Here is a 21,673-nt window from a genome sequence, read left to right on the forward strand (position 1 = left end):
TTTCAACAAAAAAGAGGCGCCACGCGCCCCTTTTCTAAAAATCAAATCTAACTTAGATTTTTTCAACTTGTCCGTAGTCAAGCTCAATTGGCGTTGAACGGCCGAAGATTGATACAGAAACTTTAAGTTTCGCACGCTCTTCTTCGATACCTTCAATCACACCTTGGAAGCTGCTGAATGGACCGTCGATTACGCGGATCTCTTCACCAACCTCAAAGTTCACAACTGTACGAGGTGCTTCAACACCATCTTCCATTTGCTTAAGGATACGGTCAGCTTCTTTTTGAGAAATTGGCAGTGGCTTAGAACCACGCTCAGCACCAACAAAACCAAGTACGTTGTTTGTTGACTTAATCATGTGCCAAACTTCATCAGTTAGGTTTACTTTTACAAGTACGTAACCTGGGAAGAACTTACGCTCAGAGCTTTTCTTCTCACCCTTACGCACTTCCACAACTTCTTCAGTTGGGATCAAAACTTCGTCTACGAATTTCTCTAGGCCGTGCAGAATTGTCTTCTCACGAATCTGAGCCTGTACACGCTTCTCGTAGTTACTTTGTGTTTGGATAACATACCAACGCGTTTTAATACCTGGCTTTTTAGCAGGCTTTTCTTCAGTTTTCACTGTTTCAGCTTCCACGTCCACTGTCTCTTTTGCTGTCTCTGACATGTTATACTCCTAGTATCTTTCCAATTCCAAAGCTCAATAGTACATCAATAAAGTAGAGATAAACTGCTACCATTACAACTATCACAGACACAAAAAATGTCATCATGCGAGTTGATTTCATGTCAGGCCAAGTCACACGGCGGCCTTCAGCACGAACTTCTTTGGCAAATTGTAATGCTTTTCCAATCGGCATTATTCTACTTCCTTACTTTAAAAAATATCTAATGGCTCAAACTTATAATCGCTATCCCACTGGGCAGTACCATCTGGAGAAAACTCAATTTTAAACACATCAGGCATGTTCATACGCGCCCAATCATCATAACCATATTGAGGATCAAACGCCTTCAGTACAGCACCAATAGCCTCTCCATGCGAAGAAATCAAGATATTTTTGCCTTTATGGGCTTTTTCCACAAGGCGAATTCCTTCAATCATGCGCTTTTGACACTGCGAAAGAGACTCTCCCCCTTCTATTGCAAAATCAACATCTTGCCAGTAGCGGGCAATGAGTGTCTGAAACTCAGCAGGTGGCATGTAATCAGGGCAAGCGTTTTGCTCTCTAAATGACTGCTCAGTTTGAATGTTAATGCCAAGACGTCCTGCAAAAGGAACCACAGTCTCAACAGCACGACGTAGAGGACTACTGTACACTTCATCAATTGCGAGCGGCAAAAGGCGCTCAACCAGTTGTTCAGACTGCTCTTTCCCTGTTGAAGAAAGCGACCATTCTGCACGAGGCATATCGTTTGATGGAATTGTTTGTGCGTGTCTGAGAAGGTATATTGTTGTATGGCTCATGGGAACTCTTTCTTATTCTTACCTAACATTCAGCTTTTATTTAAAAATTAAACTTTAAAGAACATACCAGAAAATACCCAAAATTGGTTTGAAAAACATGATAAAAAATCACTTTTTTATCACTTGTCTATCATTTGGGATACATCCACCAGATTCCTGGTAGTCTTTAAAGACGATATCTTTGGCAGGGCAGGAGGGACTCGAACCCCCAACCCTCGGCTTTGGAGACCGATGCTCTACCAATTGAGCCACTGCCCTATACCAAAGATAAGATAGCTTTTACACGAGCATGACCCATTTGGCAAGAGAAGCTTTTGAGAGATTTATATATTCTTTATATTTATTACACTTGACCTGTATACAAAAACTGTTTTATAAACGAAATTATATCTATTATCTAGAGGCTACGCCTCCCCCTTTTCCTCATGCTCAGCATAAAGGAGATCCCTTATGAGCAATACACTCTCTGAACTAAAGCGCCAAGTTGAAGCACTTGATGATGGCCATGAAGCCAAAGCCATTTTGCAAAACATGCTGGAAACAGCTGCAGGCCTCCCAGAAGACAGCAGAAGCCTGCCTCCTTTGATGAAAAGGATTGCAGAACTTCTGAGCATCAGCAACGAAACCGACAGTGCCAACGCAGCCCGCCGCAAAGAACTGTTTACCATTCCAGCTTGGATGGTGACTGGATCGAGCAAGGTTGCAAGCGCCTTTTCCTGGTGGAAGCAAAACAAGGCCTTTGGCTTTGTCATTGAGAACGGCAAGTTCTCTTTTGCCCCCAAGGAAGTTATGGCCCTGCCGGACTACTCCAAACCGGATGTTCGTAACAGAGCCTTGCGTGACGCACCGGATGAAGAAGCTGCACGCGCAGCTGCCGATGCTGTTGAAGCTGGACACAAGCGCAAACAGGCAGAAGCTGAAAGCAAAGCTGAAAAAGCCCGCCGTGAAGAAGAAAAAGCAAAAGCCCAAGCGGCCAAGCTCTCTTCTGTCAAGGAAGGCTTGCAAGCTGAACTGGACGCCTCTGAAGCTGATATGCACACGGCCCAGTCTCTGGCAGACCATGAAGCAGCCCTGCTGAGTGAAAGCACCGAAACCGTTCGCCTTCTTGAAGGTCAGATCGGCGAGATGAACGCTCAGAAAGACGCTGCAGAAAGCAAAACCACGGCAATGACAGAACGCACCAAGCAAATGCAAGAGCAACGCGCTCAAGCCAATGCTCGCGTTCCGGAACTGGAAGCACAGCTGAAAGCCCTGCAAACCGCATATGAGCCGGTGAAAGCACGTATGGACAGCGCACAAGCTGACTATGACCGCGCAGAAACTGACTTGGGCGGAGTAACGGAACAGATCAACACTTTGCAAACGCAAATTGATGGCCTGAAGTCCGATATTGCAACCGGGCAAGAAAAGCATGATGCTTTGCAAGCCCAGACAGCCGAAGCTCTCGACGAAAAAGAGCGCCGCCGTGCTGAAGTATCTGACCTGCTGGCACAAATGGAAGCGCTGCGTGAAGAACGCGACGTTGTCACAGCCAGCATTGCTGAAGCCAAAACCGTGCTGAATGCTGCCAAAGCTGAACTGATGCAGGTGGAAACACCTGAAGATCAAACTCAGTTGTTCCTCATCAACGAGGGCGGCCTTGCAGAAGATGGCACCACTGGCGTCACAGAACTGGCCGTACGTAAGGCACGTAATGCCAAACGTAACAGCGCCAAAAATGTTCGCCTTGAAGTGATTGCCGGCGATCTGGAACGTCAACGTGATACTGCATGCCCCGCGGGTGTGGAGTTCCTCAACCAGCATGGCATTTACCATCCGCTTGTTGGCCAAGGCGATCATGCCGAAGCTTACATGGACGGTGACACTCTGGTGGTACGCGTACAAAGCGCATACCCCAAAGCTGCCAAGGTTGACACCAACGAAGACGGTGACAAAGTGCTGCTCATCAGCATGGAAGCTGACCACAGCAATGAAGGCGTGATCGCTCACGACTTTACGCTGCAGATAAACCTGTAAAACTGAATCCATCCCCCGCTCAGTTCGAGCGGGGGATTTCTTTTACCCTTAACACCTCGAAGGAGACTCCCATGAGTAACCTTGTTGTTGACGGCATCCTCTTTTACCATGGCGGCACTGCCGACCTTGGCACCAATAAAGAGGTTGCTAAAAACTTTGGGCCCATCAAATCTTGCAATATAGGGCAAGCCAGTGATGAGCACAAACTCAACGCTATTGACACTGAAAACCATGCACTGGAGAGCGCTCGTAAATCCCTTGCAAAGCAAGCAAAGGAAGTGGGAGCGAATGCGGTTATTTGCCACAATTACTCCACATCTTTTATTGTTGGTTTTTCAGATCGCTTACAGTGCGTTACTTCTGCCTACGGCGATGCTGTCTTAATCAAACCTAAAGGTGCGTCATGAGCAATCTTGTTGTTGATGGTATCCTCTTTTACCATGGCGGTGCTGCCGACCTTGGCACAAATAAAGAGGTCGTCAAAAACTTTGGCCCCGTTTCAAAAACGGATCAAAGCTTTCGCAACCGAGGCGAGGCAGACACCCAGCATACGCAACGCGTATGCAAAGAAACAGCCCAAGCCCTTGCCAAGGCGGCTAAAGAGCTTGGTGCCAACGCCATTCTCTATTACAGCAACGCTCCCACACCCTTTTGGGGTAAGCGTAATGGAAGAGAGTTCATGGTTTGCCAAGTCACCACTTCTGGTGACGCTGTCCTCATCAAAACAAAGGAGAATATCTAATGTTAATTGATGGAATTTTCTTTTCCCACGGAGGTGCATCTGACATCCCTGGGCGTAAAGTTCAAAAGCAGTTCGGCATCATTAGCGATCTTGGCCGCCAAGAACGAAAAGGTATGTCCACCGTTGACTGTTGCAAACTCGCGCAGATAAATGCCTATCGTAGTTTGGCCAAACAAGCTGCCGCACTTGGTGCTAACGCTGTATTGAATGTGCAAATTGCCCCATTTCCCTACGAGTATAGTGTTGGAATTTTGTGGGAAGCTCCCATTTCAGGCAACGCTGTCACTCTTGGTGACGAGGAGTAAGTCACATGATGATTGAAGGTATTTGGGTATGCGCCGGTGGCGCAGAAACAATTCCTCATCGAGAGGTTAATAACTCTCTAGGCTTCATGTCATCAACCTCCTTCTTGAAAGATGAAGAGCTCTCTTTTGAACAAGGTGTAGAAGCTGTACAAAGCAAGGCCATAAAACGCCTTGTTCAAAAAGCAGTCGAAAGAGGTGCAAATGCCATCCTCAATGTATCTACCAACTGGCAGGTCATGGGGACAGACAAAGAATCCCCCTTTGTTGGCAGTGCATCTGGTGATATCGTTGTCCTTGGCAGCGCAGCTTAAACGAAAAAAACAGCCCCCTTTGGGGGCTGTTTTGCGTTTATACTATAAAAACATAAAGTGAAGATTTTGCTTTTTGTAAGGCGTGGAGTAGTAAGGCTACTTAAGCTGAAACAAAAAGGAAAAGATGCCTTTATGAAAGCGCATGCGCCACTTTGCCTTGGATGGTGAGCTTTAGCTCATCTCTCACCCAATGGCTGGCAGCAACCAATTTATCTAAATCTACGCCTGTTTCAAAGCCCATACCTTGCAACATGTAAACAACATCTTCTGTGGCCACATTACCGCTGGCACCTTTTGCATAAGGGCAACCGCCAAGACCCGCCACACTAGCATCTACCACACGCACACCAAGGTCTAGTGATGCGAGAATATTCGCCATTGCTTGGCCGTAAGTATCATGCATATGTACCGCAACTTTTTCTACGGGCACATCGTTCAACACAGCTTCAAGCATGGCGTACGTTTGTACAGGTGTTCCCACACCAATGGTGTCACCGAGAGAGATTTCATAAGCACCCATTTGCATAAGGGCTCGAGAAACTTTTGCCACGGCTTCAGGGGCAATTTCACCCTCGTACGGGCACCCATTTACACAAGACACATACCCACGCACTTTGATGTCATGAGCTCTTGCCATTTCCATCACAGGAGCAAAACGCTCAAAGCTTTCTTTAATGGAACAATTAATGTTCTTTTGGCTAAAGCTTTCACTCGCACTGGCAAAAATCGCCACTTCTTTTACACCAGATTCAATTGCTGCTTCCATGCCTTTTTCATTAGGAACAAGGGCACTCAGTTCAGCGTCCACATCTTTTAGGCCAGCAAGTACGTCAGCACTACCTGCCATTTGCGGCACCCACTTCGGAGAGACAAATGCACCAGCCTCAATATGCTTCAGGCCTGCATCTGCCAGCTTCTTCACAAGCTCTACTTTATGAGCAACAGAGATTTCACTCTTCTCGTTTTGCAGACCATCTCTTGGCCCAACTTCAACAATCTTGACTCTCGAGTCTTTCAACTTTTTTCTCTCTTTTTACTTAAAGAAACTTCTTAAAAAATTCTTCAAGCCCATCTGGGCGCTTCAGGATGTATTTTTTTACTTTAAACACCGCAGAGCAGTTCTACTACTTAAGGGGGCATAAAGTGAAACAAGACGCCTGAATGAAAATTTTACGCAGCTTTTTCTTTCTTATCAACAAACGAGATCAATACATCCCCGTCATCGACCTTATCACCAACGTTATAGTGAACTTCTTCAATAATGCCGTCTTCTGGCGCACGCATTGTATGTTCCATCTTCATCGCTTCCATTACCATGAGGGCTTGATCTTTTGAAACAGCTTCACCAGCCTTCGCCATCACTTTTGTTACCTGACCTGGGATAGACGCTGTCAGCGCGCCTTCTGATGCCTGTACAGTTCCCTCAGCTACAGGTTCACTACGATATGGCATGCTAATGTATGTCCCGTCAGCCACGGCTACAATGCGCTTTGCATCTTGCCATGCATAACCTTCTGGCTTTTCAGTTGGAACCGCTATGCTCTTGCCGCCAATAGTCACTTTTTCTGACTTCGGTAAGTTGAGGCGCAAACCAACCACATTCGCCCAAGGGTTATGGCTTCCCATACGCTCTTCTTGAACTTTTGCGTTGGCTTTCCCAATCATAAACGCTGCTGCATTCAAATGTTTTTCTGACGGTTCAGAAATCACAGATGGCAAAACGTCAGCTGCTTCTTTTGTGAGGAAGCTTGTTCCAAATCCACCTTGCCTAAAGACTGGGTGATTTACACAAGCATTCAAGAACCCAAGATTGGTTGGAAGCCCCATCACAATACCTTCTTCAAGCGCTTTTGAAAGGGTGTCGCAAGCCTCGTCACGGGTTTCCCCATACGTGATGACTTTCGCAATCATACTATCGTAAAAGCTTGAGATTTCACCGCCCTGCTCTACGCCTGTATCTACACGTAGATTCTCTGTTTCTTCTGGCATGTGCCACACCTTAAGTGTGCCTGAAGATGGCAGGAAGCCCTCTTCCACATTCTCTGCACAAAGGCGTGCCTCAATCGCATGGCCTGTACATGTAATCTCATCTTGCTTAAGCGGGATAGGTTCACCGCTTGCAACACGCAGCTGCCACTCAACAAAATCAAGGCCTGTCACGTATTCACTCACCGGGTGCTCTACCTGTAAACGTGTGTTCATTTCCATAAAGTAGAACTTGGCGTCTGGGCCTTCTCCATCAAGGAGAAACTCAACAGTTCCCGCACCTTTGTAGTTTACCGCTTCACCAGCACGCACCGCAGCTTCAAGAAGTTGCTTTCGCACTTCTACATCAAGGCAAGGCGCTGGCGCTTCTTCAAGCACCTTCTGGTGACGGCGCTGCACACTACAGTCACGCTCAAACAGGTGCACCACTTTGCCGTGGCTATCACCAAAAATTTGCACCTCAATGTGACGTGGTTTCACAAGATATTTTTCAATCAGAACATCTGGGTTACCAAAACCGCTTTCTGCTTCACGGCGTGCACTATCAAGCTCACGCTCAAACTCGCTCGCTTCAAACACTTGGCGCATACCACGGCCACCACCACCAGCAACAGCCTTAATAAGGACTGGATAACCAATTTTATCGGCAACACTCTTCAGGTGTGCAGGTGATTGATCATCCCCGTGATATCCTTCAAGCACAGGAACATTCGCCTCTTCCATAAGCGCTTTGGCAGCACTCTTACTGGCCATAGCGTCCATGCTTTCTGCATCCGGGCCAATAAAGGCAATACCTGCCTCGGTACAAGCACGTGCAAACTCTGCGTTTTCAGAGAGGAACCCGTAACCAGGGTGAATACCTTCAGCACCACACTTCTTAGCCACTTCAATAATTTTATCGCCACGCAGGTAGCTTTCACTGCTTGGAGAACGGCCAATGTGGTACGCTTCATCCGCCCCGCTTACATGCGGCGCATAACGGTCAGCATCTGAGTAAACAGCAACAGTTTTTACACCAAGCTTTGATGCCGTACGCATCACACGGCAGGCAATTTCACCTCGGTTTGCAATTAGAATCTTTTTAAGCATCAGCACTCACCCAGTTTGGAGAACGTTTTTCAAGGAAGGCACTAATACCCTCTTTACCTTCATCACTTGCACGACGTGCAGCAATCGCACCCGCCGTATGGTCGAGCGTTGCTTCACCAATTGTCATCGCTTCTAGTTCACGCTGAAGCTTTTTCGCTTCACGCATCGCTTCTGGTGCGTTTGATGAAATGTTTTTAAGAAGGCCTGCAAGCGCACTTTCTAGTTCAGCTTCGCCATTCACTTTGTCGTGCACAAGGCCCATTTTTTGTGCCTTCTTCGCACAGAAACGTTCTGCTGTGACTGCGTAACGCCCCATATTACGAGGACCCATAGCACGCAGCACATAAGGTGCAATGGCAGCTGGAATAAGGCCAAGCTTCACTTCGCTGAGTGAAAACTTGCTGCTGTCTTTATCTGCAATCACAACGTCACAAGCACTCACAACACCAACACCGCCACCAAACACTGCACCTTTAACAAGGGCAACAGTTAGATGCGGGCAAGCGTAGATGGCATCCACCATACCTGCTAGCTTAAGAGCATCAGCTTTGTTTTCTGCTTCTGTAAAGTTTGCAGCACGCTTCATCCAATTCAGGTCTCCACCGGCGCAGAAGCTTTTGCCATTGGCTTTAAGCACAACTGCACGCAGAGAGCGATCTGCTGCAAGTTCTGTAAATGTGCTTGTGAGAGACTCAATCATCTCTTCATCAAACGCGTTATGAACATCTGGACGATTCAGCGTAACCACCGCTATGCCGTTTTGTTTCTCTAAAAGAACTGAACTCATTTTTTCCACCTTACATTCTAAAAATACCGAATTCGGTGTCACCGCCCGGCCTATTCATTGATGTGGCTAGGGCTAAACCTAGAATGTCACGTGTTTGCGCTGGGTCGATCACCCCATCGTCCCACAGACGTGCACTTGCATAGTATGGGTGCCCCTGCTTCTCGTATTGCTCGCGCACAGGCTCTTTGAATGACGCTTCTTCTTCAGCGCTCCATTCCTGTCCTGCCTTTTCCATAGCGTCACGCTTAACCGTTGCAAGCACACTTGCCGCTTGCTCACCACCCATTACGCTAATACGGCTGTTTGGCCATGAGAAGAGGAATCGTGGGCTAAAGCTACGTCCACACATTGCGTAGTTACCTGCACCAAATGATCCACCGACAAGGACAGTGATCTTTGGTACATCTGCCGTTGCGACAGCGTTTACAAGCTTAGCACCATCTTTTGCAATACCACCTTGCTCATACTTTTTACCAACCATGAACCCTGTAATGTTTTGCAGGAAGAGGATTGGTACACCACGCTGACAGCACAGCTGCACAAAGTGCGCACCTTTTTCAGCAGACTCACTAAATAGAATACCGTTATTGGCAATAATACCCACTGGGTAACCGTGGATATGTGCAAAGCCTGTGACCAGCGTTGTACCGTAGTTTGCTTTAAACTCATCTAGCTCACTGCCATCAACCAGACGCGCAATCACTTCACGAATGTCGTAAGGTGTTTTCAAATCTGTTGGCACGACACCGTACAGCTCTTCTGTTGGGTAAGCTGGCGGTGTTGGCTTTTTCGTTGCTGGCATTGTTGGTTTACGGCGAGCAAGGTTCTTCACCACATCACGGGCAATTGCAAGTGCGTGTGTATCGTCTTCTGCCAAGTGATCTGCCACACCAGAAACCTTCGTGTGCATGTCGCCACCACCAAGGTCTTCAGCGCTCACATCTTCACCAGTTGCCGCTTTTACAAGTGGTGGACCACCAAGGAAGATCGTGCCTTGGTTTTTCACAATAATGGTTTCATCACTCATAGCTGGTACATACGCACCACCCGCAGTACAACTACCCATCACCACAGCAATTTGTGGAATGCCTGCAGCACTGAGTCTCGCTTGGTTATAGAAAATACGACCGAAGTTATCACGGTCTGGGAATACTTCATCTTGCAGTGGAAGGAAGGCACCACCGCTATCTACAAGGTAAATACAAGGAAGGCTGTTTTGGAAGGCAATATCCTGTGCACGTAGATGCTTACGCACTGTTGTTGGGAAGTATGTACCGCCTTTTACTGTCGCATCATTTGCCACAATCATGCATTCTTGACCGTTTACCACACCAATACCTGTAATCACGCCACCCGCTGGTACATCAGAGCCGTACACCTCATGGCCTGCCAGTTGAGAAAGTTCAAGGAAACTTGTCCCTGCATCAATCAGCGTATCAATTCGCGCGCGAGGAAGAAGTTTGCCGCGGGCTGTATGCTTGGCACGGTATTTTTCACCGCCACCTTCACTCACTTTTTGGATTGTATTTTGAAGGTCTTCAACGATCGCCTTCATTGCTGCTTCGTTGGTTTGAAAGCTTTCTGAACCTGCTGAAATTTGGCTTTTTATTTGAGGCACTGTGTGTCCGCCTTTCTTCCTATTAAGTTTTAGCGAAGATAAAGTACCATAAAATGGCAAGAACCCCAATAGCATGTGCAATATGTAATTTTTCTATAAAACACGACAGGCATCAGCGAAAATAATAATGTGCGAGAACCGTCTCGCAGTGTGCTAAACGCACATGAGTAAAGGAAGCGCAGCACATTTATGATTTGCAGCCTATGAAGGGTGCGTTTTATAAAAAATTTACTGACCGAGCGATCCGTCCAGAAGTGCAAGAACTTGCTGGCCATTTTCTTGACCCTTCAAAATCATTTCTGACGCCGTTTCAAGAATGAGGCTTTGACTCATAAAGCTGGTCATTTCACGAGAGATATCTGCATCTGCAAGAGTAGATTCAGCCTGCGTTTGGTTTTCAATACTCACAGAAACGAGACCTTCAGCAAAGGCAAGCCTGTTCATAAAGCTTCCTACATCTGCGCGAGCAGCATTAATGGCATCCATCGCCACACCAATCGCAGTGTGCGCAGCATTGGCTGCTGAAGAACTTTGGATATTGGTTTGCGAAAGGTCATACACGACCTTAGCCATTTGTGGAATATCTAGAGCAATGCGATCCACCATATCCGCACCACTTGCAGCCTGAATATTAATCTCATCACTATTAAACAGAATCTCTGTAAAGGCGCTACTTGTCAGGTATGCATCTAAATTGACATGGTCTGCTGGAGTAAGCGCATTATTATAGTAAACAATCTCTGCAATTTGCCCCGTAAAGTAATCTGTATCTGGAGCTGAAGGCCCGTCATGGTAAATTGTATTATCATTCAAACGGCCCACCCCAATATCACCAGAGTGAGCAGGCAGAACACCATTAATACCAGCACCAGCCGCAACCTGAACTCCGTTTAAGTAAAGAGCTGTAGTGTTGGTAATATTGTCATATGTTGCTGACATAGAATACTGTGAATTTGGTGCAATTGGCGTACTGAGCCACGTCCCATTGGCACCACTTGAACGGTACACACCAAAGTAAAGGTTTCCACCATCAATATAAACATTGAGACCATTAACCGTTGAACCCTCTTCCCAAAGGAGTTGACGGGCAGCCACGTTACCGCCAGTGGCAAAGCTCATCGCAACACTTTTTTGCTGGTGGGCATTAATGTTAATCTCTGCATTATCGCTTAAAATAAAGTTTTCTGTGCCATCAAAGTCAAAAGCATCTCGGCCAAATACGGCACCGTTATCAATATCTGGCTGGCTAGAACCTAGGTTTTGAATAAACGCGTTATTTCCACCGAGTACTGGTGCAAGGTCACCTGCGTTTTGTACACCATTACCTGTTAGCGTTAGAGGGCTTGCAGCCGCACTCACATGCATAACTAGGTTTGCAATATCACTTGGTACAAAAGTTGTGACACCAACAGTGTTGGCTGCAATGGAAATATCTGTATTATGTGTTGTTGGATCAAAGCTTACAGTATCGTTAAAATCACCGTTTAACTTAACGGTCATCCCCATTTCACTAAAACGAATGTTCTCAATCGTACCCGCATCAATATTGGGAAGCTCTACGGTTTGATACCTATCTGTGCGCACATGGTGCATGGTCATAAGGCGTGAATTATGATCGTACGAAATCTCGAAAAAGTCCCCATCCTGATGAAGTGGGAAATTTGGTTCAACATTATATCCAGCAAACCCGTCATCACTATCTACATCCGCGTCAATAATTCCCATACGGAACTCAGGCCTCTCTCCAAGAAGAGACCTACCATTAAACTCTGTGCCGCTCACAACGCTATCTAAAGCACCAACCAGTTGCTGGTATTCTAAATCTAAAGCCTGTAGCTCTTGTGGGCTATTGGTTGAGTTACGCGCAAGCGTACTAATCACTTCCATACGGTTTAACGTATCCGCCATGGTACCAAGCGCACCTTCAGCCATTTGCATCATAGATGATCCTTGAAGAAGGTTACTTCTGGCAGATTTTAACGCCTGAATTTCAAGGCTAATCCCTTTAGAGACAGAGAGGGATGCCGCATCTTCTTTGGCGTTTGGAATACGTGAACCTGAGGACAGTTTTGCAAGCTGAGACGACGCAAGACGAGACGCGCCCTTAAATGCATTAATGGCGCGCATACTGGCAATAGAACCGTTTAAACTTCTTACCATTTTTCTGTCTCTTGTTACGTTTAGGACATAAGCCCACACAAGAAACATTCAAAAACCGTGCCGAAAATAAAATTTATAGAAAAAGAAAGAAGAACTTAAGCAACCGCACCCAGAGAACCATCAAGCAAGTCGAGCACATACCGCCCACTTTCTTGACTTCTCTGGATCATTGCCGTTGAAGAATCTAACAGAACACTCTTACTGATAAACTCTGTCATCTCTCTTGCAATATCTGCATCAGATAGAGTTGACTCAGCCTGAGATTGGTTTTCAATACTGATAGAGACAACTCCTTCCGCAAATGAGAAGCGATTCATCAAACTCCCTAAATCTGCTCGAGCCTCACTCACTGCATCCATCATAAGACCAATCTGTGTATGCGCAGCGCCAGCAGCAGAATCACTCAGTACATTTGTCTGCCCAATCAAATAAACCTGCTCTGCAATTTTAGGAATTTCCAAAGAAATACGATCGACCATATCCGCTCCAGCGGCAGCTTGAATATCCAGTTCTTCTGTATTAAAGAGGATGTCTGAGAAAACCACATTGTTCATATAACTATCAAGGTCTGCATGCTCTGTTGCTGTCAGTGCATTATTGTAATAAATAAACTCACCAATACGCCCCGTAAAGAAGTCAGTATTGTTTCCAGAAAGCCCAGAGTGATAAATTGTCGTCCCGTTAGTACGCCCCATTGCCATACCACCTGAGTGTGAAGGAAACGTTTGACCAGGGCCAAGGCCAGCGCCTGCAGCAACTTGCACACCATTAAGATACATGGTTGTTGAGTTTGTGGCTCTATCAAATGTAAAGGAAGCCGTATAATCTGTGCTTGGGTTAATCGCAGTGCTCAACCATGTGCCATTCGCCCCATTAGAACGATAAATACCAAAATATAACTGCCCGCCATCAATGTAGGCATTCATACCATTTACACCTGCACCCTCTTCCCAAATTAGCTGCGTAGAAGCAACATCACCGCCCGTCCTAAATGAAAAGGCAAATGATTTTTGGTCATGAGAAGCCGTATTTAACACAGCATTATTGTTAATTCTAAAGTACTCAGAGCCATCAAAGTCAAAAGCATCTCGGCCAAATACACCGTTAATTTCTAAATCCGGCCTCTGGCCACCATTGTTTTGGAAAAGATTATTATTACCGCCAGAAGCCGTGTCTAAATCCCCAACATCACGCACACCATTACCGGTAATGTTCAAGGCACTATCAGCAGCACTGTGATGCACAGCAAGACCGGCAATATCACTTGGCACAAATGTTGGGGGCGTAATAACGTTCGCACCAATCGTCAACGTGGATGCATTCACAGCAGGATCAATGTCCGCTAAAGGATCAAAGGCATCGTTTAATTTAACCGTTACGCCCATTTCTGTGAAATCTAAATCTTCAATTGTGCCCGAAGCGATCGCTGGAACATTCAGTGTTTGGTAACGATCCTCACGCACATGATGCAAGGTCATTGTGCTGGTTGCACTATCATAAGTCACTTCAAACTGGTCACCATCTTGGTGCAGTGGGAAATTTGGCTTAATGTTGTAACCAACAAACCCATTATCTGTCGCAATATCAGCTTCAATAATAGACACACGGAATTCTGGCTGCTCGCCCAGCAAACTCCTTCCGTTAAACTCTGTCCCACTTACAATGCTATCCATTGCACCAACAAGCTGCTGGTATTCAAGATCAAGCGCCTGAAGCTCAATAGAGCTGTTGGTACTGTTTCTTGCAAGTGTCGCAACCGTTTCCATACGGTTTAAGACATCAGTAATATCACCCAGCGCACTATCAGCCATCTGCAACATTGAAGAAGCTTGTAAAAGGTTGTTTCTTGCTGATTTAAGGGCACTAATTTCTAAGCTGATACCTTTAGAGATAGATAAAGAGGCAACATCTTCTTTTGCGTTTGGAATACGAGACCCAGAAGAAAGCTTCGCCAGCTGCGACGAAGACGCGCGTGACGCGTCTCTAAATGCGTTGATTGCACGCATTCCAGATACAGAACTGTTTAAGCTTCTTACCATAATGAGCGGCTACATGCCTTCCTCTATCTATATTGTTATACCTCCTACCTGGAGGGTGGATAAGTGCGGCGCAACTTGTACACGAAGCGCAAGGCGCACTTGTCCTATACTACTTATGCTAAAGCATGCAAATGATTTATGCAAATTTATCTGACAATCAAAAAAGCCCCCTAGAAAGGGGGCTTTTTATATTTTTTCAGAGACTTAAGAGTAAAAACGGAACTGGTTTTTACCACCTTGCTTCGCAGCATACATAGATTCATCTGCGGCATTTAGGACAGCCTCAGCATCGTCACCATCCTCTGGAGCGAATGCAATACCGATACTTGCACCAAGGCGCACACGGTTTCCGCTAATCCAAATTGGCTGGCCGACAAGCTCAAGAACTTTATTTGCGCGCTGCTCTGCAACTTGACGATTATCAAGGTTTGTCAGAACAATGACAAATTCATCACCACCGAGACGGCAAAGAACATCTTCTTCACGCACACAAGCAGACAGGCGGTCAGAAACAACCTGAAGCGCTTCATCACCCACATCGTGACCAAACTTATCGTTAATTGGCTTAAAGCCATCAAGGTCAATAAAGAATGTTACGTATTTCGCTTGGCTCTTTGTCAGACCTTCCATGCGTTGCATGAGGAAGCGACGGTTCGCAAGACCTGTTAGAGGATCTTCGTTTGCTTCTTGAACAGCTTTATCTTTGCTGTTTGCAGCAAGCTTACCCACAACTTTTTGAAGCGTACCAAGCTCATCTTTACGAGTCACATTAATTGGACCCATGTTTTCACCAAATTCAACTTTGTGAATGTATTCGATGATTTCAGAAATATCTTTGATCATTGAGTTTGCGATCACTTTTGAAAATACAAAAGCTGAGCCAAACATAACAGCAACGGCAAACGCAATGCCAAGAATATGCGGCACGTTACCCGCTTGTGCAATGCTTGTTCCGATGTAAGCAAAGTTTACTAGCAAACCCACACCAACCATAAATAGAAAGAATCTTGACCACATATTTACGCGTATCTTTTTTTATTTGTTATTTAACACCATGAATGTTTATGGGCATCCTAACAATTTTTAAACTGGCAACCAACTCAAAACTTCACTTTTCATGGTTTTAATTTTAGACTTCCCCCTATGAAAAAAATAATTGCAATTACAGGTGCGTCTGGCCTAATCGGCTCTGCGCTTAAGCTTGCCCTCGAATCTGACGGGCATAAAGTTCTCTCTCTCTCCAGGCACGGAGGTAATGACTCGCATGAATGGTGGCCGACCACTGTGCTGAATACGAGACAACATTTAGAAGAAGCTACTCACCTCATCCACCTTGCAGGCGATAATATTGCGCGTCGTCCTTGGACAAAAAAACGCAAAGAAGCCCTTCTGCAAAACAGAACATTACTCGCTAAACATGTAACCAGCATGTGCGCAGAGATGCCTAAACTTGAACATCTCATTGTGGGTTCTGCCACAGGGTTTTACGGCACCACTGGAGAAGAGCCTTGCACAGAGGAAACACCTGCAGGTTCAGACTTTTCAGCAACGCTCTGCAAAACCATTGAGAGCCATGCCACAGCGCCTAAAGGCGTTAAACTCACATACATTCGTACAAGTCCTGTGCTTGCCAAACATGATGGCGTTCTCAAAAAAATGCTGCCGTCATTTATGCTGGGCCTCGGTGGCCGTATGGGCAGTGGCAAACAGCCTTTTGCATGGATTTCGCTAGAGGACGAAGTCCGCGCCATTCAGCATATTATAGAGACCGAGCTTGAAGGGCCTGTAAATCTGGCCACCCCCGCAAAAGACACACAAGGAAGCTTTGCAAAAGCACTCGGTCAAGCTCTGAAGCGCCCAACCCTTTTCATCACCCCTGCCTTTGTGCTACGATTCATCCTTCGAGATATGGCAGATGAACTACTTCTCGGCGGACGCACCATCGTTCCAGAAAAGCTTGAAAAAAGCGGGTTCACATTTAAGCACCCAACTCTTGAAAGCGCTTTCAAAGACATATTTAAAAAATAATACAGGATTCTTATGCATATTCTTTTCGCTCTTACATGCTTTTTATTGATAGCTTCACCTGCGCACGCACTGGACATTCAAACAGAAGGCTGGGCACAAGAATTTATGCTTCTGTTTGGTGGGGTCTCACTCCTTCTATATGGCCTTAAAAAGATGACGGCTGCCGTAAAAGCACTCAGCGGTAACAACCTACGTCACTACATGGCACACATGACCAAGAGCCGTTTCCATGCCATGTCAAGCGGCCTGATCATGACAACAATGGTACAAAGTAGTGGCGCTGTTATCGCTATGGTAATCTCGCTTGTTAACAGTCGCGCCCTCACTCTGCCTCAATCTATTGGCCTTGTACTGGGTGCAGATATCGGTACAACCATTACTGTTCAACTGATTGCATTCAAACTCAGCACATATGCCCTTTACGCCATTGCCATTGGCTTTGTCATGCGCGCGGTATGGAATGATAAGAATGAACACCTTTATAATCTTGGCCGTACACTCATGGCAGTTGGGTTTATCTTTTTTGGCCTCTTTATTGTTGGAGAAAGTGCTGCCGCGCTCAAACCCGGCACACCGCTCGGTAACTTTATTAGCCACTTAGACTCCCCTCTTCTCGCTTTTGCGATTGGACTCATTGCCACCACACTTATGCAATCTAGCGCCGCAATGATGGGTATTATTCTGGCTCTGGTAAGTGGGGGCGCTATCGGTATGATTACAGCCATTTACATGATGCTGGGCGCAAACATTGGGAGTACCTCTACTGCGGTTCTTGTTTCTCTCAATAAAAATGCAGAAGCGCGCCGCGTGGCTGCTGTACATGTTCTTACAAAAGTATTTGTGGTTCTGCTCATTTTACCAATCCTGATATTTGCAGAAGACATACTCTTGAACCCAAACCATATCTGGAGCCCATTTGCCAGCATCTTTGAAGACTCTCGCCAAATTGCAAACGCACACACTGCCTTTAACATTTTAGTCGCTCTGATCTTCCTGCCGCTGATTCCACTTGTGAGCAAACTGCTTTCTAAATTCTTTAAGGATAAGCCACGTAAAGAACTGGTGAAAGTTGCACACCTTGATAAGGCGCTATTGGTTACACCTGATATGGCCCTTGATGCTTATGAAAAAGAGCTACCTATTTTTGCCAACCGCATTTTGAAAGACTTGAAAGACTGTGTTGACCTTGCTCTAGATGCACCAGACGGCAAACTTCGCGCCGCACGTATGGCTGAAAAAATGTCAGATTCACACTACCGCCAAATGCTGAAATTTATGTCTAAATTGAGCCGTGAAGAACTCAGCGATAAACAGTCTGCTGAACAACTGTACCTGATTACAGTCACCAACCACCTTGAGAGTATCAGTGATATTATGGGTGATGAAATGTACAGCCTTGGTGTCAAACGTAATAAGCGTGAAGTGGTGATTAGCCCACAAACGCAAAAGGTGATCCTCGCCCTTGCCGATCGTGTGGAGCATGCTCTGTCTATGACCATTCTTGCACTTGATTTTGAACATATTGATATCGCCAAAAAAGTGCGTGAGATGAAAGGTGAAATCACCGACATGCTGAATGACGCGCATAAACATGGTCACGAGCGCCTTGGTGCCAAAGCCCGCAACCGCGTCCAAACCTATTCTGTAGAAATGGATATCTTTGATAGCCTGTATCGTATCTATTTCCACTGTCGTAAAATTAGCCGTGCTGTCCTTGAGTTCCACGGTGAAATGGTGCCTCCAGGAGAGACAACACCCAACCAACATTATGAAAACATCGCCAACACATGGGATGACCCAACCCTTTAAAGAAGAAGGAACACACACATGACTGTCGCAGAAAATATCAGTGCTACACATATTACCTCTATTAACCCTGCTGATGGCAGTACGCTTGGCAGTGTGCCAATGAGCACAAAAGAAGACGTTGCCGCTAAAGTTGCTGCGGCAAGGAAAGCCTTCCCTACATGGCGTGACACACCTCTTAAAGAGCGTCTAAAATGTGCAACAAAACTGCGCGACCTGTTTATTAAACACAAGCAAGAACTTGCTGAACTCACAACAAAAGAGATGGGCATGCCAATTACACAAAGCCTGTTTACAGTTGACCGTGCCCTTGCCTACATGGACTGGGCTCTAGACAATGCAGAAAGCGCTCTTGCTCCCGTTAAAACATACGAAACAGACACAGAAATTAACCACGTTGTTCAAATCCCACGTGGTGTGCTTGGCGCTATTTCTCCTTGGAACTTCCCACCATCCAACTTTGTATGGGCAACCTTCCAGTACGTCATTGCAGGTAACACAATTGTGTTTAAAAACTCTGAAGAAGTGCAACTCACAGCCATGAAACTTGAAGAGCTGATTAATGCTTCAGGGTTCCCAACTGGTGTATTTAGCGTGATTTACGGCGATGGTGAAGTGGCTCAAGCGATGATTGCTGATGACATTGACATGATCAACTTTACAGGTAGCACACGTGTTGGCCAAATTCTCGCTAAGCAAGCTGGTGAAAAATTTATCCCTGCTGTCCTAGAACTTGGTGGCAGTGACCCTGCGGTTGTATTTGAAGATGCCGATCTTGAAAAAGTGATCCCTGCCCTTTACGCAGGCCGCTTTACAAACTGTGGTCAAATTTGCCGCTCAGCAAAACGCCTGATCGTGCATGAAAGCATTGCAGACAGCGTTGTTGAAAAACTCAAAGCACTCACACAAACTAAAGTGATTGGTGACCCAATGAGTGAAAGCACAGACATCGGCCCTCTTGCGGCTGAGCGTCAGCAAAAACTCCTCATTACACAAATTGAAGATGCGAAAGCAAAAGGCGCCACTGTTGTGTGCGGTGGCTACGTTCCAGAAACACTTTCTGGTGCTTACTACGCCCCAACAATCATGACAGGTATTACAGACGATATGGAAATCTGGAAAGAAGAAGCCTTCGGTCCAGTGCTGCCTGTACGTACATTTAAAACCTATGAAGAAGCCATTGCCCTTGCTAACGATACCATCTACGGACTAGGTGCAAGCGTATACACAGAAGATAAAAAGCTTGCTAAGCAGGCATGTTTAGATATAGAAAGCGGCATGGTAAAAGTGAATACAACTGAGTTTGGTCGCCCTGAAAATCCATTTGGTGGCGTTAAGCTTTCAGGCATGGGCCGCGAAAACGGCGTGTGGGGCTTCCACGATGCATGTATCACTAAAGTCATTGCTGAGGAGAAATAAATTCAATGCGTTTAAACGTATATTTACAAAAAGCAGGTGTAGGTTCTCGCCGTGAGGCAGAGCGCCTCGTTGCAGATGAACGTGTAACCATTAACGGGCGTATCGCCACGGCGACAACGCCTGTTGGTGAAAAAGATGTTATCGAAGTTGATGGTAAGAAGGTAACGCCAAAGCATAAACCTTTGCCACGCCTCTTTCGTCTCTACAAACCCCTCGACTTTCTCGTGACCAATGTAGACCCACAAGGCCGAGCAACCATTTATGACCTACCAGTCCTAAACCCACCAATTTGGCCAAAAGACATGCCACGTATCATGTCGGTTGGACGTTTGGACGTAAACAGTGAGGGTCTCCTGCTTCTTTCTACAGATGGCCCCCTTGCACAAGCACTTATGAGCCCTGAAACAGGCATGGAACGTGTCTACCGTATTCGTGTGCATGGTCGCCTGACAGATAAGCAAATTGAAAAGATCGAACGCGGTGTTAAAGTGCGTGGTGTTGAATACCGCGGCGCTAAAATTCGCATGGAAAAACAACCATCAGGTAAAAACACGTGGTACCAAATTACGCTGACTGAGGGTAAAAACCGTGAGGTTCGTAAAATGATGGAACACTTCGGTTGCGTGGTCAACCGTCTGATTCGTATTCAGTATGGCCCGTACCACCTTAAACCACTCACACGCGGTAGTATCCATGAAGTGCCGCGCCACCAAGTGGAAAAGCTCATTAAACAACTGCGCAAGAAGGGTTATGATCTGTGAGTTCACCTTCTGCACTCTACAGTGCCAGAGACCTAACCCCAGATGAGATTCAACAGGGCTTTTTGCCTGCGCTTGATACCTTTTGCACCGCTTTCAACAACACAGAACTCGCCTTTGTAGAACACAAGGGCATTCATGTTTGGCGTACAGCTGATGGTGACACACCAGACCTCAAAGGCCTTTACATGTTTGGTACGGTCGGCCGTGGTAAATCTATGCTGATGCAGGACGTATTTGATAGCATCACCACAGCTAAAAAGCGCCGTGTGCACTTCCACTCTTTCATGGAAGAACTTCATACCCGCATGCATGACCTCACCCCTCCAGCAGGTGTAGACCGCATGCACTTTATGGCCAGTGAAATTGCGGCAGGTTGCAGGCTTCTTTGTTTTGATGAATTCTTCATTACCAACATCGCTGATGGCATGATGCTTGGGCGCTTGATTGACGCGCTTTTCCACTGCGGTGTCACGCTTTGTGCCACAAGTAACTGGGGCATTGAGAACCTTTTCCAAGACGGTCATAACCGCAGCCATATTATGCCCTTTATGAAAAGCCTTCTGGCCAACATGGACGTCCTAGACCTTGGGGCTGGCACAGATTACCGCAAAGAAGATGGCGCAGCGCTTATTGATACCGATTTTAACGACGCATTTAAGACCCTCACAGGCGTAGATGCTGAGCAGACCCCATTTGAACTTGGGTACTTCACACTTCAGGCAAAAGGCGTACACTCACAAGCACTCTGGGCTGACTTTTCAGAACTTTGTGAACACGCGCTTGGCCGTGCAGAATATTTAGAGCTTGTGTCTAAGCACAGTCATTTGCTGGTTGATAACATTCCAGAGCTTAACGTTTCTAAAACTGAAGCCATTATGCGTTTTATTGTGATGGTGGATATCGCTTATGAATCAGGCGTCCCCATCCTCCTCTCAAGCGAACATGACATTGACACGATCTGCACCGCGCCAGATGCAGCCTTTGCCTTTGAGCGCACACTTTCACGTATTTATGAGTTGAATCATGCCCACAGCAAACGCCTCAAAAGTGCATAATTACAACAAACTGTGCTTTTAGCTACACAGTTAGTTATTTAAGAGATATTTTTTGGCTGGCTGATATAAGATTCTGTGGC

At 46.1% G+C, this 21,673-nt stretch carries 20 protein-coding genes and 1 tRNA gene; 10 read left to right on the forward strand and 11 right to left on the reverse strand.

What is annotated here, in order from left to right:
• Positions 1-52: 52 nt before the first annotated feature.
• The 4 genes from nusG to VX730_03410 form a co-directional block, all read right to left on the reverse strand.
• Positions 53-589: a transcription termination/antitermination protein NusG gene (nusG, locus tag VX730_03395; GenBank protein MEC9291425.1), complete on the reverse strand. Its 537-nt coding sequence runs from the start codon at positions 587-589 to the stop codon at positions 53-55.
• Between the two features lie 82 nt (positions 590-671).
• Positions 672-863, reverse strand: coding sequence for a preprotein translocase subunit SecE (gene secE / locus VX730_03400; protein MEC9291426.1), 192 nt, complete (start codon positions 861-863; stop codon positions 672-674).
• Between the two features lie 17 nt (positions 864-880).
• Positions 881-1,471 carry a histidine phosphatase family protein gene (locus tag VX730_03405; GenBank protein MEC9291427.1) on the reverse strand — a complete coding sequence of 197 codons (591 nt, stop codon included), beginning with the start codon at positions 1,469-1,471 and terminating at the stop codon, positions 881-883.
• A 182-nt stretch (positions 1,472-1,653) separates the two neighbouring features.
• A tRNA-Trp gene (locus VX730_03410) sits at positions 1,654-1,729 on the reverse strand.
• 192 nt (positions 1,730-1,921) lie between these two features.
• On the opposite strand from VX730_03410, the gene VX730_03415 reads away from it, so the two are divergent.
• From VX730_03415 to VX730_03435, 5 genes are all read left to right on the forward strand, one after another.
• Positions 1,922-3,487, forward strand: coding sequence for a hypothetical protein (locus VX730_03415; protein MEC9291428.1), 1,566 nt, complete (start codon positions 1,922-1,924; stop codon positions 3,485-3,487).
• A gap of 71 nt (positions 3,488-3,558) precedes the next feature.
• The gene (locus VX730_03420; GenBank protein MEC9291429.1) at positions 3,559-3,894 is read left to right on the forward strand and encodes a heavy metal-binding domain-containing protein; all 336 of its coding nucleotides are present in this window, start codon (positions 3,559-3,561) and stop codon (positions 3,892-3,894) included.
• Entirely contained in the window at positions 3,891-4,229 is a 339-nt protein-coding gene (locus tag VX730_03425) for a hypothetical protein (GenBank protein MEC9291430.1), read from the forward strand. Before VX730_03420 ends, VX730_03425 begins: the two co-directional genes overlap by 4 nt.
• On the forward strand, positions 4,229-4,534 hold the full coding sequence (locus tag VX730_03430; protein ID MEC9291431.1) for a hypothetical protein: 306 nt from the start codon (positions 4,229-4,231) through the stop codon (positions 4,532-4,534). Before VX730_03425 ends, VX730_03430 begins: the two co-directional genes overlap by 1 nt.
• Positions 4,535-4,539: 5 nt before the next feature.
• Positions 4,540-4,845, forward strand: coding sequence for a heavy metal-binding domain-containing protein (locus VX730_03435; protein ID MEC9291432.1), 306 nt, complete (start codon positions 4,540-4,542; stop codon positions 4,843-4,845).
• A 130-nt stretch (positions 4,846-4,975) separates the two neighbouring features.
• Here VX730_03435 and VX730_03440 read toward each other — a convergent pair whose 3' ends face one another.
• From VX730_03440 to VX730_03470, 7 genes are all read right to left on the reverse strand, one after another.
• Positions 4,976-5,863, reverse strand: a complete 888-nt coding sequence (locus tag VX730_03440; GenBank protein ID MEC9291433.1) for a hydroxymethylglutaryl-CoA lyase — start codon at positions 5,861-5,863, stop codon at positions 4,976-4,978.
• 152 nt (positions 5,864-6,015) lie between these two features.
• Positions 6,016-7,920 (reverse strand): biotin carboxylase N-terminal domain-containing protein, encoded by a 1,905-nt coding sequence (locus VX730_03445; GenBank protein ID MEC9291434.1) that lies wholly within the window; start codon positions 7,918-7,920, stop codon positions 6,016-6,018.
• Positions 7,913-8,707, reverse strand: coding sequence for an enoyl-CoA hydratase-related protein (locus VX730_03450; GenBank protein ID MEC9291435.1), 795 nt, complete (start codon positions 8,705-8,707; stop codon positions 7,913-7,915). Before VX730_03450 ends, VX730_03445 begins: the two co-directional genes overlap by 8 nt.
• A gap of 10 nt (positions 8,708-8,717) precedes the next feature.
• Positions 8,718-10,325: a carboxyl transferase domain-containing protein gene (locus VX730_03455; protein MEC9291436.1), complete on the reverse strand. Its 1,608-nt coding sequence runs from the start codon at positions 10,323-10,325 to the stop codon at positions 8,718-8,720.
• 228 nt (positions 10,326-10,553) lie between these two features.
• On the reverse strand, positions 10,554-12,485 hold the full coding sequence (locus VX730_03460) for a flagellin (GenBank protein MEC9291437.1): 1,932 nt from the start codon (positions 12,483-12,485) through the stop codon (positions 10,554-10,556).
• A 95-nt stretch (positions 12,486-12,580) separates the two neighbouring features.
• Positions 12,581-14,524, reverse strand: coding sequence for a flagellin (locus VX730_03465; GenBank protein ID MEC9291438.1), 1,944 nt, complete (start codon positions 14,522-14,524; stop codon positions 12,581-12,583).
• 204 nt (positions 14,525-14,728) lie between these two features.
• On the reverse strand, positions 14,729-15,541 hold the full coding sequence (locus tag VX730_03470; protein ID MEC9291439.1) for a GGDEF domain-containing protein: 813 nt from the start codon (positions 15,539-15,541) through the stop codon (positions 14,729-14,731).
• Between the two features lie 126 nt (positions 15,542-15,667).
• Between VX730_03470 and VX730_03475 the strand changes: the two genes are divergently transcribed.
• The 5 genes from VX730_03475 to zapE are packed head-to-tail and all read left to right on the forward strand — an operon-like array spanning position 15,668 to position 21,593.
• Positions 15,668-16,552 (forward strand): TIGR01777 family oxidoreductase, encoded by an 885-nt coding sequence (locus VX730_03475; protein ID MEC9291440.1) that lies wholly within the window; start codon positions 15,668-15,670, stop codon positions 16,550-16,552.
• Positions 16,553-16,564: 12 nt separating this feature from the next.
• Positions 16,565-18,361 (forward strand): Na/Pi cotransporter family protein, encoded by a 1,797-nt coding sequence (locus VX730_03480; protein ID MEC9291441.1) that lies wholly within the window; start codon positions 16,565-16,567, stop codon positions 18,359-18,361.
• An 18-nt stretch (positions 18,362-18,379) separates the two neighbouring features.
• Complete coding sequence (locus VX730_03485) at positions 18,380-19,777, forward strand: aldehyde dehydrogenase family protein (GenBank protein ID MEC9291442.1); 1,398 nt, start codon at positions 18,380-18,382, stop codon at positions 19,775-19,777.
• Between the two features lie 5 nt (positions 19,778-19,782).
• Positions 19,783-20,538, forward strand: coding sequence for a pseudouridine synthase (locus VX730_03490; protein ID MEC9291443.1), 756 nt, complete (start codon positions 19,783-19,785; stop codon positions 20,536-20,538).
• The gene (gene zapE / locus VX730_03495) at positions 20,535-21,593 is read left to right on the forward strand and encodes a cell division protein ZapE (protein MEC9291444.1); all 1,059 of its coding nucleotides are present in this window, start codon (positions 20,535-20,537) and stop codon (positions 21,591-21,593) included. Before VX730_03490 ends, zapE begins: the two co-directional genes overlap by 4 nt.
• Positions 21,594-21,673 lie beyond the last annotated feature (80 nt).

This window comes from Pseudomonadota bacterium, from assembly GCA_036141575.1.
Taxonomy (GTDB): Bacteria; Pseudomonadota; Alphaproteobacteria; order UBA2136; family JAPKEQ01; genus JAPKEQ01.

Bases quoted from the DNA above. Each gene is read 5' to 3' on its own strand.
- secE (MEC9291426.1), bottom strand. From the start codon at position 863: ATGCCGATTGGAAAAGCATTACAATTTGCCAAAGAAGTTCGTGCTGAA.
- VX730_03405 (MEC9291427.1), bottom strand. From the start codon at position 1,471: ATGAGCCATACAACAATATACCTTCTCAGACACGCACAAACAATTCCA.
- VX730_03415 (MEC9291428.1), top strand. From the start codon at position 1,922: ATGAGCAATACACTCTCTGAACTAAAGCGCCAAGTTGAAGCACTTGAT.
- VX730_03420 (MEC9291429.1), top strand. From the start codon at position 3,559: ATGAGTAACCTTGTTGTTGACGGCATCCTCTTTTACCATGGCGGCACT.
- VX730_03425 (MEC9291430.1), top strand. From the start codon at position 3,891: ATGAGCAATCTTGTTGTTGATGGTATCCTCTTTTACCATGGCGGTGCT.
- VX730_03430 (MEC9291431.1), top strand. From the start codon at position 4,229: ATGTTAATTGATGGAATTTTCTTTTCCCACGGAGGTGCATCTGACATC.
- VX730_03435 (MEC9291432.1), top strand. From the start codon at position 4,540: ATGATGATTGAAGGTATTTGGGTATGCGCCGGTGGCGCAGAAACAATT.
- VX730_03445 (MEC9291434.1), bottom strand. From the start codon at position 7,920: ATGCTTAAAAAGATTCTAATTGCAAACCGAGGTGAAATTGCCTGCCGT.
- VX730_03450 (MEC9291435.1), bottom strand. From the start codon at position 8,707: ATGAGTTCAGTTCTTTTAGAGAAACAAAACGGCATAGCGGTGGTTACG.
- VX730_03460 (MEC9291437.1), bottom strand. From the start codon at position 12,485: ATGGTAAGAAGTTTAAACGGTTCTATTGCCAGTATGCGCGCCATTAAT.
- VX730_03465 (MEC9291438.1), bottom strand. From the start codon at position 14,524: ATGGTAAGAAGCTTAAACAGTTCTGTATCTGGAATGCGTGCAATCAAC.
- VX730_03470 (MEC9291439.1), bottom strand. From the start codon at position 15,541: ATGTGGTCAAGATTCTTTCTATTTATGGTTGGTGTGGGTTTGCTAGTA.
- VX730_03475 (MEC9291440.1), top strand. From the start codon at position 15,668: ATGAAAAAAATAATTGCAATTACAGGTGCGTCTGGCCTAATCGGCTCT.
- VX730_03480 (MEC9291441.1), top strand. From the start codon at position 16,565: ATGCATATTCTTTTCGCTCTTACATGCTTTTTATTGATAGCTTCACCT.
- VX730_03485 (MEC9291442.1), top strand. From the start codon at position 18,380: ATGACTGTCGCAGAAAATATCAGTGCTACACATATTACCTCTATTAAC.
- VX730_03490 (MEC9291443.1), top strand. From the start codon at position 19,783: ATGCGTTTAAACGTATATTTACAAAAAGCAGGTGTAGGTTCTCGCCGT.